Source organism: Pseudobutyrivibrio ruminis AD2017, from assembly GCF_000424305.1.
Taxonomy (GTDB): domain Bacteria; phylum Bacillota; class Clostridia; order Lachnospirales; family Lachnospiraceae; genus Pseudobutyrivibrio; species Pseudobutyrivibrio ruminis_B.
The window spans coordinates 622128-637475 of sequence record NZ_KE384162.1; the positions used below are offsets into that span (position 1 = coordinate 622128).

Below are 15348 nucleotides of genomic sequence, written 5' to 3' on the forward strand. Positions count from 1 at the left end.
CCTTCCACTTAGTAGTTTTGTATTTACATAAAAATAAAGGCGCCTAAAGAAAAACCCACTATGGGTATTTCTTTAGACGCCTTTGTCTTGTGAAAAACTATACAACTTATTTGATAATTATGCAAGGATAAACGCTAATTTTGTTATTTTGTAAATGTTGAAATGAAGTTCCAAGCCACCTCACAGGTATGCTCTCTACATTCATGAACCTGATTGTCCACACTACCGAAGGCTGTACGGCAAACTCCATCCTCACTGTCATAGTAATTAACTGTAAGAACGCCACCTGTAGATGGGTCTTTAAACTGCTCTACTCTATCCCCTGGTATACCGTAGATTTTGTCCTCCCAGTTTTCCTTATCTGAAAAGTCCACATTAAAATTGACTTTAAGCTTGTTTACAGAAGCTGCATATTTGATTCTTTCTAGTGACTCATCAGCCTGGAATGGCAATTCTGGTAATGGTGATTTCACACCGCCTGCATAAAAAATAGGCACTGATACAGATGTATTCATACCAGGGTCGCCAAGTGATTTGCCAAATGGATTATTCCTTACAGGGAATAGCGCACTTTGTGGCGCAACTGCAGCAAAAACGTCTGGATATTCCTGGAACATATCCCATGTCTTAGCACTACCCATTGAAAAGCCTGTAGCATAGATACGCTTTTCATCTATGTTGTAACGCTTCTTAAGTTTTTCGATGATTTCTATAGCTTTTGTAGGTGTAACATTCTGGTGATTTTCGATTGCTACGAAAAGGAAACCATGCTTGTGGCATACCTCCCACCAGCCTGATACATAAGTTAAGAACAGCGCTGAATCTCCACCACCGTGAAAACCTATAACAAGAGGTGCAGGACCATTTTCAAATGTATCCTTATTGTAGTATGCAAAATAACCTTCTCCTGGCTCTGCTACCATTCCAATTTCATCAAAGTCTGGCTCGATTTCAACCTTGCCACACCACATTTTATATTTCCATACAAAGCTCTTAAAATCTGCCTGATAGTCTGCCACATCCTTAACTAAAAGATGTTTGCAAGATTCAAATGCTTTATTAATCTCATCTGTATTTCCTACACTGATTACAGCAATATCCTTGCGCTCTACTACAGGTGCCTCAGTAAGACCTTCCATTGAAATCATAATAGGAGTGATTTCACCTGGTCCCCACAAATATTCTCCCTGTATTGTTTTAAGAAGATTTCTTGCACAGTAATCTGCTGATTTACCATAGCTGTAAATGTCTGCTCTATATATTGCACCACGGATGTAATATCCCCTAAACTGCTTGTTTGGGAAATCATAATATTCTACAATTCCATCCTCATATCTTGGGTCAATTCTGGTATTGGCAATAAGCTCCTGGTAAAGGCTTACATCAGCATTGTCCCAACCACCTTCGCAGGTTGGATAAACAAATAAAACACTGGAATCATAAGATGAAGCAATCTTAGCTAGTCCTGATTCTTCTGCAAAAGCTATAGCTTCCTCCTCTGTTCTTTTTGTTTCCTCAAATACTAATAACAGTGGTGCCTTGAAGCCGTAGTTAAGAACAGTTCCATCAATATCTGTTTTAGGAACATAAGCCTTTAAATAAAAGTGCTCATATTCATGCTCCCAAAACTTTCCGCCATCTGGAAGCTTCCTAACTGTTGGTCTAATCATTAATCCCATGTCAAATTCCCCCTATTTTTATGATATGTAATGATACTATTTCAAGGGGAGGATAAACACCGATTTTCTTTAGAAAAAACCTTGAAGAATTATTGCTTATTTTCTCTATTTAATTCCTGCTCTGCCTTATGGCGCCTGTTTATATTTTTACTGGTATCAATGGTGCTGGCTCTTTGAACTGAGGCATTTCCGAATTTGCCTCTGATGGAATCTAATGCACCATCAAGAGCCTTTCGCTTTTCTTTGTTTTCATCCTGAAAAAGGGACATCTGTTCAAAGCCATTTCTATCTATATCGCTGACTGCCAAACCGATTAAACGAAGTGGTTCCCCGTGCCAGCTCTCCTTCATCAGCCTTTTGGCAGTGTTATATATAATATCCGTAACATCAGTAGGGTCAATAAGGGTAGTCTGATGGGACCTGTTTACAAAATCCAGATTTCTATAGGTAATACTTACACATCTGCATTTTCCATCATCAGCTCTCATTCTGGCTGCAACTATATCTGCCTGGGCAAGCAGGATTCTGTTAATAGATTCTAAATCTACCAAATCATCCTCGACTGTAGTTTCCGCAGAATATCCTTTTGCATCCTCCGGTTCATCCACAACAGGGGAATTATCAATTCCATTTGCATAGTTATGATAATGATTGGCTGCTCTTTCTCCTAAGAACAAAGCAAGCTGTTCAACAGGGGTGTTGGCCAGTTCGCCTATTGTATTTATGTTGAAGCTTTTAAGTCTTGCAGTTGTAGATCTACCACAAGAAAATAATTCTGAAACTGGAAGTGGCCACATCTTTTTTGGTATTTCATCCATAAACAGGGTGTGAACCTTATTAGGCTTTTCAAAATCTGATGCCATTTTGGCACAAAGCTTGTTTGGACCAATTCCTACATTTACTGTAAAGCCAAGCTCGTTATATATTCTGTCTTTTATCTCATGTGCTGTTGCTATTGGGTCAGGATATATTAAATGCATACCTGACATATCTAGGAATACTTCATCTATGGAAAAGGATTGCATGGATGGAGTATATTCCTGACAAATAGCCTTAAATGCTCTAGAGCATTTGACGTACCAGTCAAAGTTTGAGCCTGCAATTACAAGGTCAGGACATTTTCTAAGGGCGGAGCTTACTGGCTCTCCTGTTACAATGCCGTACTTTTTAGCAGGGATGGATTTGGCTGCTACAATGCTACGTCTAGATGATGGGTCTCCTCCAACGATGGAAGGCACCACACGCAAATCAGGCCCGCCGTTATTTAACATTTCAACAGCCGACCAGGAAACAAAAGCACTATTAACATCAATGTGAAAAATCAATCTATCTTCCATAAATACCTCTTAAAATATAATACAACATATCTTCTCAAAAGCAAACACATGTTTTATTATTGATAATTTATCCGATTGCCTATATCATCTAATCATGAATTATTTAAGCTTATCTGATTATCTTAAAAATAAATATGGAACCAAGGTTTACAAGCTGTCCCTGTCATCAGGCTGCAGCTGTCCAAACAGAGATGGCTCTATTTCCTATGGAGGATGCATCTTCTGTTCTGAAGGAGGTTCAGGAGATTTTGCTGCAACTGGTATGGATTTGGACAAACAGATTGCATTTGCAAAAGAAAAGGTAGATGCAAAAATCTCAGCTAAAATTCCTGCAAACGAACGAAAATATATAGCATATTTCCAGTCCTTTACTAACACCTATGGAGATGAAGCATATCTTATGGATTTGTTTAAACGAGTAATTGATTATCCTGAGATTGTAGGACTTTCTATTGGAACCAGACCAGATTGCCTGTCTGATGAAATGATTGATTTTTTGGGGAATCTAAATAAGGATAAGGAAGTCTGGGTGGAGCTTGGGCTTCAGACTATTCATGAAAATACTGCAAAGCTCATTAATCGAGGCTATGACCTGCCTGTTTTTGCAGATGCATACAAAAGGCTTACTGATGCGGGGCTCAAGGTGGTAGTCCATGTAATTTTAGGCATACCTGGAGAATCTGATGATGACATCGTTGAAACTGTAAAATACTTAGCAACACTTAATCCAACTTTGTTTGGAATCAAGCTACAGCTTCTTCATGTGCTTAAGGGCACAAAGCTGGCTGAGATGTTTGAAGAAAATCCATTTCGTATTTACGAATTAGATGAATACTGCGAAATTGTAGGCCGCTGCCTAAAAGAAATTCCAAAAGAAACTGTTATCCACCGCCTCACTGGTGATGGTCCAAAAAAGCTCCTTATCGCCCCCCTTTGGAGTGGCAACAAGAAGCTTGTAATGAACACTATGCGAAGCTATATTGCTAAGCTGTAGCCAAGTCAATAATCTTCGCAACAATCTTACTATATTCCATAATCTTATCCATCAAAGAAGTATCCTTCTCTTCAATGGCACGCTTAAATTCAGCAAATTCAAAGTACAGGCGATTGCTTCCATCTGAGAGAGACACTTCTTTTGTTTCAGTATCTTCATCATTGAAAAGCACATCATATTCTGTCATTCCATTTACATGAGGATAAATACAAACTGTTGCATCCACACCCTGAATAGTTGATGGCCCTGGAGCATTACAATCCTTTGTAGCCATGCAGATGCACTTAAAGCTGCCATAATCTGCAAGAAGCACTCCACTTGTATCAACGCCGCGCTCCATGTTTGCAGAATAAATTACATTCTCTGGCATTCCAAAAAGACCTACCATGGCTGAGATATTGTAAACATTTAAATCTCTAAGACATCCCCCTGCATGGTCAGGCGAAAATACAGCCGGTGCCTCACCGCCTTCATGGAAAGCCTTATATCTTCTGGACATCTGACTATAATTGAAGTTACAAAACTTCACATCACCAACTAGCTTCACATCCTGCTGAAGTTGCTTATATGCTGGCATGTGATAGATACTCATAGCTTCAAATATCATCACACCATTTTCCTTAGCCTTCTTTTCAAGCTCTTCAACTTCAGACAGCGTAACACACATTGGCTTCTCACAAATAACATGCTTTTTAGCCTCAAGCGCTTTAACAGCATAATCATAATGCATATCATTAAGTAGCCCGATATATACCACATCCACATCACTTGAAAGAAGCTTATCATAATCTGTAAAAACCTGATTCAAATGATGCTTTTTAGCCAAGGCATTTAACTTATCCTCACTGACCTTCCTGCCACAAATATAAATCTCATCAAAACCAATCTCATCAATAAATGTAAGAATCTCTTGAACGATTACTCCATTTCCTACTATTCCAAGTTTCATAATGTTATTCTCCTACTCATTTTGAATATTCTCCAATGCCGAAATCAACCCATTATTCTCATTGTGTAATTTAATCGCAACTCTATAATATCCTTTCTCAAGCCCTACGTAATCTGAGCAATCTCTTATCAGGATTTTATACTCAAGCAATCTTTCTGCCAAATCCTTTTTATCAGATTTAAACAGGATGTAATTAGCTTCCGATGGATAAGCCTTAAAGCCTAAGGCTGTAAGCTCTTCCTTCAAATACTTTCGCTCAGCATTTATGATTTTCACTGAATCTCCTATATAATCCATATGCTTTAAGCATTCTGCCCCTGCCATCTGGGCAAAAATAGAAAGATTCCATTCTGGCAAATGAGCCTTAATGCTTTCTGCAAGGACCTTCCGTGAGCAGATGGCGTAACCTAGTCTAACTCCTGGAATTGCAAAGGTCTTTGTAAATGCCCTAAGGACAACAAGTGATTTATACTTTCTGATGTTGTAAGCTAATGAAAGTTCCTTTTCCTTGCCTGTAAGTGTAAGGAAACACTCATCAACTACCACTGTACAAGAAATGCTTTCGCAGGCTTCAATTATTCGCTCAAGCAAATCCTTATCAATTAATAGCCCATTAGGATTGTTAGGATTTGTAAGAAACAGCACCCTAGGCTTTTCTGTTTCGATGGCATCTAATATGTCTCCTGTTAGTTTAAAATCATCACTTTCCTTTAGCTGATAATAAACCACATCACATTTTGGGCAAGCCCCCTGCAAGCAGTATTCGTATCCTGAAAAGCCTGGAACTACCAGCATAGCCTTTTTAGGAAGCAGTGCATGACATATTGCCATTATTATTTCCGAAGCGCCATTTCCATATACCACCACATCATTTATTACATTAAACATCTTAGCTGTTTCAGTAACTAAGCTTTCGTGAACAATGTCAGGATATCTTCCTGCGTGTAAAGCTGCTTCAGTAAGCACCCACTGCACCTCTGAAGGTACTCCCATAGGGTTTGTGTTTACTGAAAAATCATAATGAATACTATTTCTATAAATGTCACCGCCGTGCATGTTAAAACCTTCCTTCTAGTACAAAAATCAAGATACTGCAAATCAATGCGCACAATATAGAAGTAGATATCATAAGCACATTCGCTCTTTTAATATCCTTAACTTCAATCTTTCTTAGCATATCTCCAATAAATGGCTTTTCCTTTAGCTTTCCAAAATAAGAGGCAGGTCCTGCAAGCTGAACACCTAAGGCTCCTGCGCACACACTTTCAGTCTGAGCCGAATTAGGACTTGGATGATTAAATCTGTCTCGCCTAAAAATATATATGGCATTTACTGTATTATAATCTCTGCCTAAAAACAGCGTTGCAACGATCATAAGAAATGCGCTGATTCTTGCTGGAATAAAATTAACCACATCATCAAGCTTTGCTGCTGCCCTGCCAAAATCCAAATATTTGTCGCTCTTGTAGCCAATCATGGAATCCATGGTGTTGATAGCCTTGTAGCATATGCCAAGAATAGGGCCTCCTATAGCAAGATAAATCATAGGAGCAATAATTCCATCGGAAGTATTTTCTGCTACAGTTTCTACCGCAGCCTTTGTAACCCCAGCTTCATCAAGGGATGCAGTGTCTCTTCCTACAATCATTGAAACTGCCGCCCTTCCAGCTTCAAGGGATGTATCTTTAAGTGCATAATACACCTTCATGCTTTCAATATAAAGGCTTTTAGTGGCCAGACACTGATAAGTAATGAATGCTTCGATACAGATTCCAAAATAAGGATTTATTTTATAAGCTGCAACGATAATTATTCCAGTGCATAAAACTGATATGGTAATTACGATACTAACAAGTGTAATTCCATTTATTCTTTTCTTATCAGGTGAATCATTTTCATTCAAAAGCTTATCTGTCAAAAATGAAATAAGCTTTCCAATCCAAACTACTGGATGAAAGCCTCCAAATGGATCACCTAATAAAAGATCTAGTACGTAGCCCGTGATAAAGGCCATCAGATGATAAATCAAATGTATATCCCTCGCCGTTTTTAATATGATATGAATAATAGTCCCCTTCAAAAAGAGTGCTAAGTATGGACATTATTGTTCCACCATGAACAACTGCTACAATAGCTTTATAGTTCTTGCTTTCAGCTATAAGCTTTTGAAAGCCAATCATGGTACGCTTAGTTGCATCAGACATGCTTTCACCACCAGGAAAAGCTGCTGTTCCGCCAGACTCAATCCATTTTATATAGTCCGCATTATCTGATAACTCCTTATAGTTTTTTCCTTCAAAGCTACCAAAATCAGTCTCCCTTAATTCATCAATTATTATGGGAGTTTTGTCTGGATAAATGATGTTAGCTGTTTGTATGCAGCGACTAAGGGGACTTGAAAATAGTATGTCGCAATCTGGATAAAGGCCTGCTGCGATTTCAGCCGCTCCCTCTTTTGAAAGCTTTTCGTCAGTGACGCCGATGTATCTCTTTTCACTATTTCCAGGAGTTTTTCCATGGCGGATTAAAGTGATAGTCTTTTCCATTATTTAATCCTCTGTCCAATGCCAAGTATAACTCGATGAACCTCGTCAGCATCTTTGGCAAGTTCTATAAGAATCCTTCCTGCAACCTCTCTATAGGTTCTATCTGCTTCATCCATTGGAACAACACCATTTCCAATTTCATCTGCAATGATTACCCACTGCCCTTCTGATGTAGTTGCTTTAATCTCATCAAGAATTGCCGCCTGAGTCATTCCCTCTGATAATCTCTTTTTTATAAAAAGATGTGCCTGGTTAAAAAATCTGGCTTCTGCAAATGTGCTAAGAGCATATTCTGTTTTACCTTGATAGCTTCCGCCAATAACAAGAATCATCCTACACCTCATACTAAAAAATACCAAAAACCAGGGCCATGAATACCTCTGTAATAACTACGTAATATCCTGCCACATCCCCAGTTATTCCACCGAAGGCTTTGTTTGCTCTAATTTCTGTGCCCTTACCTATTGCAAGTGTAAATATAATAAGCTCTATGGCATGTAATGGAGCAACATATAAACATGTGCATGTGCATATTAATAGCTCTATAATTAGCCCTACAAATACTGCTTTATCTGCAGAATTTTTAGCCTCGGAATAAAGCATTCCATTTTCTTTTGCTTTCTTGCCTTTAATAACCATTATGCCACTGACTGACCTTGCCATGAAAAATGAAAAGCACCAGCCAATAAAACTATTTCTATTCATAAGAAATAATCCTGCAAAACATAATAGTCCTACCGTAATTACGTTAATTATTGAAAATGCTCCTATATGTGGGTCCTTCAAAATCTCAAGACGTTCTTCCTTTGACTTAAAGGAATTAATTGCATCCTCCACATCCATAAATCCATCTAGGTGAAAGCCACCTGTCACAATAAGTGGAATGGCCATAGCCAAGGCTACAAATGCTACACGTGGCATATCACAATATTCCTTTAGAAGTAAAAGCCCGTATTCCAATGCTCCTATAACAGCACCAACCCATGGGAAGAAAATCAGATGATATTTCATATCCTCGCTATCCCATGTGAATCTTGGCATAGGTATTCTTGAATACATGGAAAATGCCACGACAAATGCTTTTAAAAATCTCATAATTTTATTCCTATTCCAACTACTACTTCGTATACATCCTTAGAAATTTCAGCTAGTCTTTCATTGATAAACCCTAAAGCTCTCATGTATTCCTTGGTGCCCTCCTCATAGCTAATACCATCCTCAAAAATGTTATTAGTAACGATAACAAGCTCATCTGTTTTCTTTGAAAGTGCCTTCACATCATCTAAAATCTTGTCAGCACATTCAATAAAGGTCTTAGAGTTTTCATCCCTAAACATTTCATTAGCCACAAGATTAGACATGCATTCTAGCAACACAATAGAATCCTTATCAATTATCGCATTTTCGATATCCACAGGACATTCTACTGTTATAAAGCCTTTGCCATCTCTAAGTGACTTATGCCTTTTAATTCTTTTTTCTGATTCTTCATCAAAGGATTTCATTGTAGCAAGATAATATCTGTTTGCATAATTTGTCTTACAAACTAAATCCTCTGCAAAAGCAGATTTACCGCTACCACTTCCACCGTATACTAATGTAATCATGCTTCCTCATTAAAATTTTCGTATTGATCAACACCTGAATCTCCAAACTTCAGTGCATCGTGAAAAGCAATGTCTGCCATGCGAAGTTGTGATATCATCATAACAGCTCCTGCCCCTTCACCAACTGCCATGGATGCAGCTATTGGTGGTTCTATGGATAGCTTCTTTGCAAGCTTTTGAGCTACAGGCTCTTTGCTGATATGTGATGGGATTAGATAATCCTTTGTGTTTTCTAACAACCTGTCTGCCACAAGTGCAGAAACCATGCTAAGCATTCCATCTAAAACTACAGGGATGTTATAAAGCGCTCCACCTAAGATAACCCCTGTCATGGCAGCCAGCTCTAATCCACCAAAGTTACTGCATATTTCAACTGGTGATAATCCACTGTACATAGAAAGTGCCATGGATACCACAGCTCTCTTTCGGCTAAGTCCTTCATCGTTAAGACCTGCACCTCTACCTGTAACAGCCTCTGCGTTAAGGTCTAACAAATACCCTGCCATAACTGCTGCTGAAGTGGTATTTCCGATTCCCATTTCACCTACAAGCAAAAGATTAAAGCCTGCTTCCTTGCTTTCAAGTGCAAGGTCCATTCCCACCTGAACAGCTCTTGAAAATTCCTCCACTGACATAGCAGGATGCTTTAAGAAATTGCAGGTTCCATATTTTACTCTGCGATTAAGTGTGTATGGAACCTCTTTTGCATAATTAATTCCAACATCCACTGCCATAATATCAATCCCTAAGTGTCTTGCCATAACGCCTGTTGTGGTAAGTCCTTTTCCGATATTAGTAGCGCAGATTCTGGTTACGTCCTGGTCTGTCTGGCTGACCCCTTCCTCCACAATTCCGTGGTCGCCGCAACAAACAATAAGACGTGGATGATATAAATCAGGAGCCTCAAACCCCTGTATTGCTGCTATTTTTGAATGATAGGTTTCGAAGCTTCCAAAGCTGTCAATTGGCTTTGAAACCCTGTCCCATTCTTTTTTAACCTGTTTGATTTTGTCTTCATTGACAGGTTCTATGCTGATTTTGTTTTCTAAAATGTCGTCAAATAAAACTCTAGTTTCCCCCATAATTTTTCATAGCCTCCACAAACTGATTTATAAAATCTGGAGCAGACAGATAATAAAGATGTGGAAATCCAACCAATCCCCCATTTATTTTATGGATGCATTCCCAGTTTCTTTTGCCAGATGGCTTGTAGGCTCTAGCATCACTTCCATTATTATCTGTGTCGTAATAATGAAATTCGTGGCCCTTTATCTTCTTAACTCCATCATCTATTATAGCATAACCAAAACGAACAAGATGGCCCATGTACTTTGCCTTTCCAGGGATAGCCGCCGCCATCTTATAGGATGCTTTATCAGTATCCTCTATCTCCTCAAGAAGATACATAAAGCCACCGCATTCTGCCATTATAGGCATTTTTTTATTAATGGCTTTTTGTATTTCTTCTTTCATTTTTTCGTTGCTTGAAAGCTTGCTAAGATGATTTTCTGGATAGCCGCCACCTAATAGTAAGCCTAATATTCCATCGGGTAGGCTAGTATCCTTTAATGGTGAAAAATACATAAGCTCTACCCCAAGGCTTTCTAACAGCTTAAGATTTTCCTGATAGTAAAAACAAAAAGCATCATCATAAGCTACTCCAAGCTTTATCGTATTTTCGGATTTTGTTGATAGTAGCTTTGTCAGACTTTCTGGCATTTCTTCCCTTTTTAAATCAGGGGCTTTTCCTGCCAAATTTATTATTTCATCTACATCTATTTCTGCTTCTACTCTTTCACCTAAAATAGCAAGCTGAGCTTTAATGTCCTTAATCTCATCAGGAAGATAAAGTCCTAGATGTCTACTTTCAAAGCCTATATTTGAAATATCTGATAAGGTACCAAGATATTTAATGCCTAGCTCCTCTTCAATTAATGGCTTCAAAACTGCTCCAAAGCTTGATGAAGTCTTATTTAAGAGCACACCCTTAATCAAAGAATATTTATCATAATCAAGAAATCCTTTTATGGTAGCAATTAATGATTTGCCTGCGCCCTTGGCATTTACCACAAGAACAATTGGACAATCCAGTGCTCTTGCCAGATTGTAGCTTGAGCCTGTTTCTTCTATTCCACCTACACCATCATATAGCCCCATAACACCTTCTATCAGGGCAATGTCACCATTAGATTCCTGCTGAAAAATCCACTTGGTCATAGCATCCTCTGTAAAAAAAGTGTCTAGGTTTCCAGCATCTATTCCAATTACATTTCTGTGATACATAGGATCTATATAATCTGGGCCACACTTAAAGCTGCAAGGCTTCATGCCTCTTAACTTAAGAGCTGATAACAGCCCACATGTAATTGTAGTTTTTCCGCAGCCACTGTTTGTAGCCGCAATCATAATCCTTGGTTTATTCATTAAATCTCCTATATAGTAAACGCCACGATGTATACGGGATTTTGGGCTTGCATTACGTTGTAGTCACCGATAGTTTTAGCTTTGCTGATGGATGCCTGTACCACATCTGCATCACTGATTGCAAAATTCTTTAGTATGCGATTAACCTCTGCGATGGTTTCTAAGGTGACTGCATTAACCACTACGCGAATGCCCTTGCCTTTGTTCTTTAAGAGCTTAAGAATTTCCTCTAATCTGCCGCCGCTTCCTCCAATAAACACGTGAGTTGGTGTTGGCAAATCAGCCATAGCATCAGGTGCCACGCCCTCAACTAAAGCTACATTTGAAAGAGAGAATTTATTAATGTTTTCTCTAATTAGCTTGCAAGCCTCTTCCTTAAATTCTATTGCATATACGTTAATTGATGGATTAAGCAGTCCCATTTCAACAGAAACGGAACCACTGCCTGCGCCGATGTCATAAACAATGGCATCCTTTGTAAGTCCCAGCTTGCAAATGGAAAGTGCTCTTATTTCTTCCTTTGACATAGGGGTCTTGTTACGCAGGAAATCATCATCTGATAATCCTGGTGTAAGCCTTTTTGCAAGAGGTTTTTTATTTCTAATGAAAAGCACGCAAAGCCCATCATCTGGGGCTGTAGCACATTTCATGGCGCCAAACTTTACAATCTTTTCGTTGGAATAAAGATTGTAGCCTGCGCTTATTTCGTATTTTGTTTTAAATTTATCTTCTAATTCATTTAGGATTTCTCCTATGATTCTTACGTCCTTTCCACCAGATGTAAGGGTGAAAATTTTATCAGAATACTTTGCAGCCTCTATTAGCTTTGGCCTCCAAGCCTCCTCTTTCACGCCGTGGGTGCTCATTATTACAGCATCCTCATAGCTTTCGCCGATTTTGGCTGCAAGAGCTGCCACCGATGAAATGCCAGGCATGATTGTAGTCTTAAATCTACCGTCGTTTTTCAAGGCTTCATATAGCTTTTTTGTGCCACTGTAAAATCCTGTATCTCCTGAAAATAATACAACTGCATTACAGGTTCCATGTGTGATTTCCTTTGCCTTTTTATCAAGAACAGGCAAGATATCATCTGCTAAATAATATGGATATTTTTTCGCAGATGTCTCTACGTAGGTAAGCATTCTGGCTGCTCCAAAAATCATATCCGCATTTGCGATACTTTCCTTAACCTCTTCTGTAATGGTTCCAAATCCCATTCCAAAAGCAGCAAGACTAACATTTATTTTTACATCTGGAGTGATTTCGCTAAATCCTTTTTTTGAAATGTTAGTAGTTAATATTCTATCTATTTCCATGGCAGCCTCATCAAAGGTTAGGCCCTCCATATTGTTTATTGGTCGATTAATAACAAAGCATTTAATGCCTTCTAATCTGGCAGCTTCAATTCTCTCGGCTTCACCACTGCCCTTGCCGCTATTTTTCAAAACAACGACAGAAGCTTTACATTCTCTAATTTGTGCTCTATTCATGGTAAGAGAAAATGGACCCTGCATAGCGATAATCTGCTTGCCACTAAGTCCACTTTCATTGCAAAGATTAAGGCTTTCCACACTTGGTATAACTCTTGCGATAATCCTTTTTCTAACCTCTTCGTTTTCACAAAATGTGGCAAGCTCCTTGCTTCCTGTGGTAAGGAATATATTTCCCGATGTATTCTGAAGGGCCTTTGCGCAGGATTTGGAATCATCGAAAAATGTGCAGTTGCTTAAATCTGCTTCAACTGATTGTCTGATGACTCTTACAAAAGGCACAGCACCAGCCTTAAACAATGCATTGTCGATTTCCTTCTTAACGATTTCAGCAAATGGATGAGTTGCATCGATAACAACATCAGGATTTTCCATGCCAAACAAATCTCTCATTTCGTCTGAATCCATTCGGCCAATCCTGACATCCAGCCCCTCTCTATCCTCAATAGGCTCCTTGCCATATTCTGTTGCAACGCAGTAGACTACCTTCACCTTCTGATCTAAAAGAAGGTCACTAAGCTTTCGTCCCTCTGTTGTTCCACCAAAAATAATTGCTTTTTTCAAATCTGATATCCTCGCTTTGTAACAAGCTTTCCCTTTATGATTTCACTTTTTGAATTTCCAATAAATACTGTGGTAAACATATTTACCTGGGCTTCTTTTAGCTCACCAAGTGTAAGTGTCACAGAATGTGTACCTGCTCTTCCTATATTTTCCACATAACCACAGGCTCTGTTTTCATCTGCCCCAGCCTCAAGCATTATCTCACAGGCCTTCCTTAAATAATCATGTCTTTTTTTGCTGGAAGGATTGTAAAGGGCAATGGCAAAATCTCCCATTATTGCAGCCTTAAGTCTCTTTTCTATTACCTCCCATGGAGTTAGCAAATCGCTAAGACTGATTACGCAAAAATCGTGATTAATAGGTGCTCCTAAAACTGCCGCTCCAGAAATTGCTGCTGTCACACCTGGAAGCACCACAATGTTATCCTCTGTTATATCAGAATCCGCATTTACGTATTCTGGCAGAAGCTCATACATTGGTGCAGCCATGCCATAAACCCCAGCATCTCCGCTGCAGATGAAGGCTACATTTTTGCCTTCCTTTGCAAAATCATAGCAGGCTCTGCAGCGCTCTACTTCCTGTCTCATTGGAGTGGTGAAAAACTCCTTTTCAGGGAAAAGATCTTTTACCAAATCCACATAAACTGTATAGCCTACGATAACATCTGCATTCTCCATAGCCTCAATTGCCTGGGCCGTCATCATACTTTTGTCCCCTGGCCCCATTCCAACTATATATATTATTCCTGCCATTTAATACTCCTTAAATCTCTGATTGCATACGCCTTTGTCATTCCATCACTTGCCTGCTTTTTAGCTATAAGCTTTGCTCCAATAGATACTGCTGCTCTCTCGCTTACATTTCCAGTTCCAACCTTTTCCTTTACAAAATCCGATTCTGTAAAATCTCCTTTTGCGGATTCTAACTCTTCTGCTGTAAATGTAATGAATTTGGTATGTAAATATGCACAAAGCTTCAGTAACCCTGGCTCATCTGCCTTTTTATCAATGGAGCAGATTGCATACAGATTATTCCTAAGCTCCTCTTCGTTATAATCCTTAAGAATAAATTCAAGCAGGTCCTCAAAGCTCTTTCCCCTTTTACAACCCATGCCCAGCACTAAGGTTTTAGGTGTTAAAATCAGGGCATCTGCATTTTCATTCTCGTTATTTGAAAATATAAAATCTGGCTTTACAGCTTCAGCCACTGCCTTTATATTTTTTGGCTCTTCATCTTCAAATGAAAGCTTTTCAATATCATTTTTGTAATAAACCATTTGGCCATTTAATAGCTTCATGGAAACATTTTTGATTTTTGATTTATCTAAAATTCGAAATCCATTTTTTGCTGCGAAGGAATCTATGGCATACACATTTTCTATATCAGTTGCTGTTGTAATGATGGCATTAGCATTAATCCTTTCGGCAATCATCTTTGCCAAATCATTTCCCATGCCATAATGCCCCGACAAAATAGGAATAACATTCATCCCTCTTTCATCAATGACGATCACAGGAATATCCGAAAGCTTGTTATCTATAAAGGGCGCAATAGTCCTTACAGCAATCCCCACAGCCCCAATAAAAATAAGCGGAATATGCCCCTCAAAGCATTCCTTTGCAAAGGCCTTTAAAGAAGTGTTGTCATCCTTCACTTCAAAGGTAGCATTGTCAAATGCCTTTACAAGCTTTGCGCAAACGCTCTTTCCTTCCTCCGTAAAATATGTAATTCTAATTAAATAGTTTTCAATCATACAAA

The 15348-nt window shown here is 38.8% G+C and carries 15 protein-coding genes; 1 reads left to right on the top strand and 14 read right to left on the bottom strand.

The genetic code is table 11. The features are described from left to right. Positions 1 to 143 precede the first annotated feature (143 nt). Together G611_RS0113095 and G611_RS0113100 are read right to left on the bottom strand one after the other, a co-directional pair. The gene (locus G611_RS0113095; RefSeq protein ID WP_028244011.1) at positions 144 to 1679 is read right to left on the bottom strand and encodes a hypothetical protein; all 1536 of its coding nucleotides are present in this window, start codon (positions 1677 to 1679) and stop codon (positions 144 to 146) included. Positions 1680 to 1768: 89 nt separating this feature from the next. Then, entirely contained in the window at positions 1769 to 3016 is a 1248-nt protein-coding gene (locus G611_RS0113100) for a DNA polymerase Y family protein (RefSeq protein ID WP_028244012.1), read from the bottom strand. Positions 3017 to 3110: 94 nt separating this feature from the next. On the opposite strand from G611_RS0113100, the gene G611_RS0113105 reads away from it, so the two are divergent. Continuing rightward, on the top strand, positions 3111 to 4010 hold the full coding sequence (locus G611_RS0113105) for a TIGR01212 family radical SAM protein (RefSeq protein ID WP_028244013.1): 900 nt from the start codon (positions 3111 to 3113) through the stop codon (positions 4008 to 4010). Here the strand turns inward: G611_RS0113105 and G611_RS0113110 are convergent. Genes G611_RS0113110 through G611_RS14985 form a run of 12 tightly spaced genes read right to left on the bottom strand, consistent with a single transcriptional unit; the run spans position 4000 to position 15343 of the window. Further along, positions 4000 to 4959 (bottom strand): Gfo/Idh/MocA family protein, encoded by a 960-nt coding sequence (locus G611_RS0113110; protein WP_028244014.1) that lies wholly within the window; start codon positions 4957 to 4959, stop codon positions 4000 to 4002. The two genes, G611_RS0113105 and G611_RS0113110, sit on opposite strands and share 11 nt — an antisense overlap. 12 nt (positions 4960 to 4971) lie before the next feature. Beyond that, positions 4972 to 6015, bottom strand: coding sequence for a pyridoxal phosphate-dependent aminotransferase (locus G611_RS0113115; protein WP_028244015.1), 1044 nt, complete (start codon positions 6013 to 6015; stop codon positions 4972 to 4974). 1 nt (position 6016) lies between these two features. Beyond that, on the bottom strand, positions 6017 to 6973 hold the full coding sequence (gene cbiB, locus G611_RS0113120) for an adenosylcobinamide-phosphate synthase CbiB (RefSeq protein ID WP_330362050.1): 957 nt from the start codon (positions 6971 to 6973) through the stop codon (positions 6017 to 6019). After that, positions 6930 to 7505 (bottom strand): histidine phosphatase family protein, encoded by a 576-nt coding sequence (locus G611_RS14980; RefSeq protein ID WP_051195265.1) that lies wholly within the window; start codon positions 7503 to 7505, stop codon positions 6930 to 6932. The genes cbiB and G611_RS14980 overlap by 44 nt, the downstream gene beginning before the upstream one ends. Beyond that, positions 7505 to 7837 (bottom strand): bifunctional adenosylcobinamide kinase/adenosylcobinamide-phosphate guanylyltransferase, encoded by a 333-nt coding sequence (locus tag G611_RS0113130; protein ID WP_028244017.1) that lies wholly within the window; start codon positions 7835 to 7837, stop codon positions 7505 to 7507. Before G611_RS0113130 ends, G611_RS14980 begins: the two co-directional genes overlap by 1 nt. A 13-nt stretch (positions 7838 to 7850) precedes the next feature. Continuing rightward, positions 7851 to 8600 carry an adenosylcobinamide-GDP ribazoletransferase gene (locus G611_RS0113135; protein WP_028244018.1) on the bottom strand — a complete coding sequence of 250 codons (750 nt, stop codon included), beginning with the start codon at positions 8598 to 8600 and terminating at the stop codon, positions 7851 to 7853. After that, positions 8597 to 9112, bottom strand: coding sequence for a bifunctional adenosylcobinamide kinase/adenosylcobinamide-phosphate guanylyltransferase (locus G611_RS0113140; RefSeq protein ID WP_028244019.1), 516 nt, complete (start codon positions 9110 to 9112; stop codon positions 8597 to 8599). Before G611_RS0113140 ends, G611_RS0113135 begins: the two co-directional genes overlap by 4 nt. Continuing rightward, on the bottom strand, positions 9109 to 10194 hold the full coding sequence (locus G611_RS0113145; RefSeq protein WP_036949245.1) for a nicotinate-nucleotide--dimethylbenzimidazole phosphoribosyltransferase: 1086 nt from the start codon (positions 10192 to 10194) through the stop codon (positions 9109 to 9111). The genes G611_RS0113140 and G611_RS0113145 overlap by 4 nt, the downstream gene beginning before the upstream one ends. After that, a complete protein-coding gene (locus G611_RS0113150) occupies positions 10181 to 11536 on the bottom strand; it encodes a cobyrinate a,c-diamide synthase (RefSeq protein ID WP_028244021.1) in 1356 nt (451 codons plus the stop codon). Before G611_RS0113150 ends, G611_RS0113145 begins: the two co-directional genes overlap by 14 nt. 8 nt (positions 11537 to 11544) lie before the next feature. Then, on the bottom strand, positions 11545 to 13590 hold the full coding sequence (gene cobK, locus G611_RS0113155; RefSeq protein ID WP_028244022.1) for a precorrin-6A reductase: 2046 nt from the start codon (positions 13588 to 13590) through the stop codon (positions 11545 to 11547). Next, a complete protein-coding gene (gene cobJ, locus G611_RS0113160) occupies positions 13587 to 14342 on the bottom strand; it encodes a precorrin-3B C(17)-methyltransferase (RefSeq protein ID WP_028244023.1) in 756 nt (251 codons plus the stop codon). The genes cobK and cobJ overlap by 4 nt, the downstream gene beginning before the upstream one ends. Continuing rightward, the gene (locus G611_RS14985; RefSeq protein WP_051195266.1) at positions 14330 to 15343 is read right to left on the bottom strand and encodes a cobalt-precorrin 5A hydrolase; all 1014 of its coding nucleotides are present in this window, start codon (positions 15341 to 15343) and stop codon (positions 14330 to 14332) included. Before G611_RS14985 ends, cobJ begins: the two co-directional genes overlap by 13 nt. Positions 15344 to 15348: the final 5 nt, after the last annotated feature.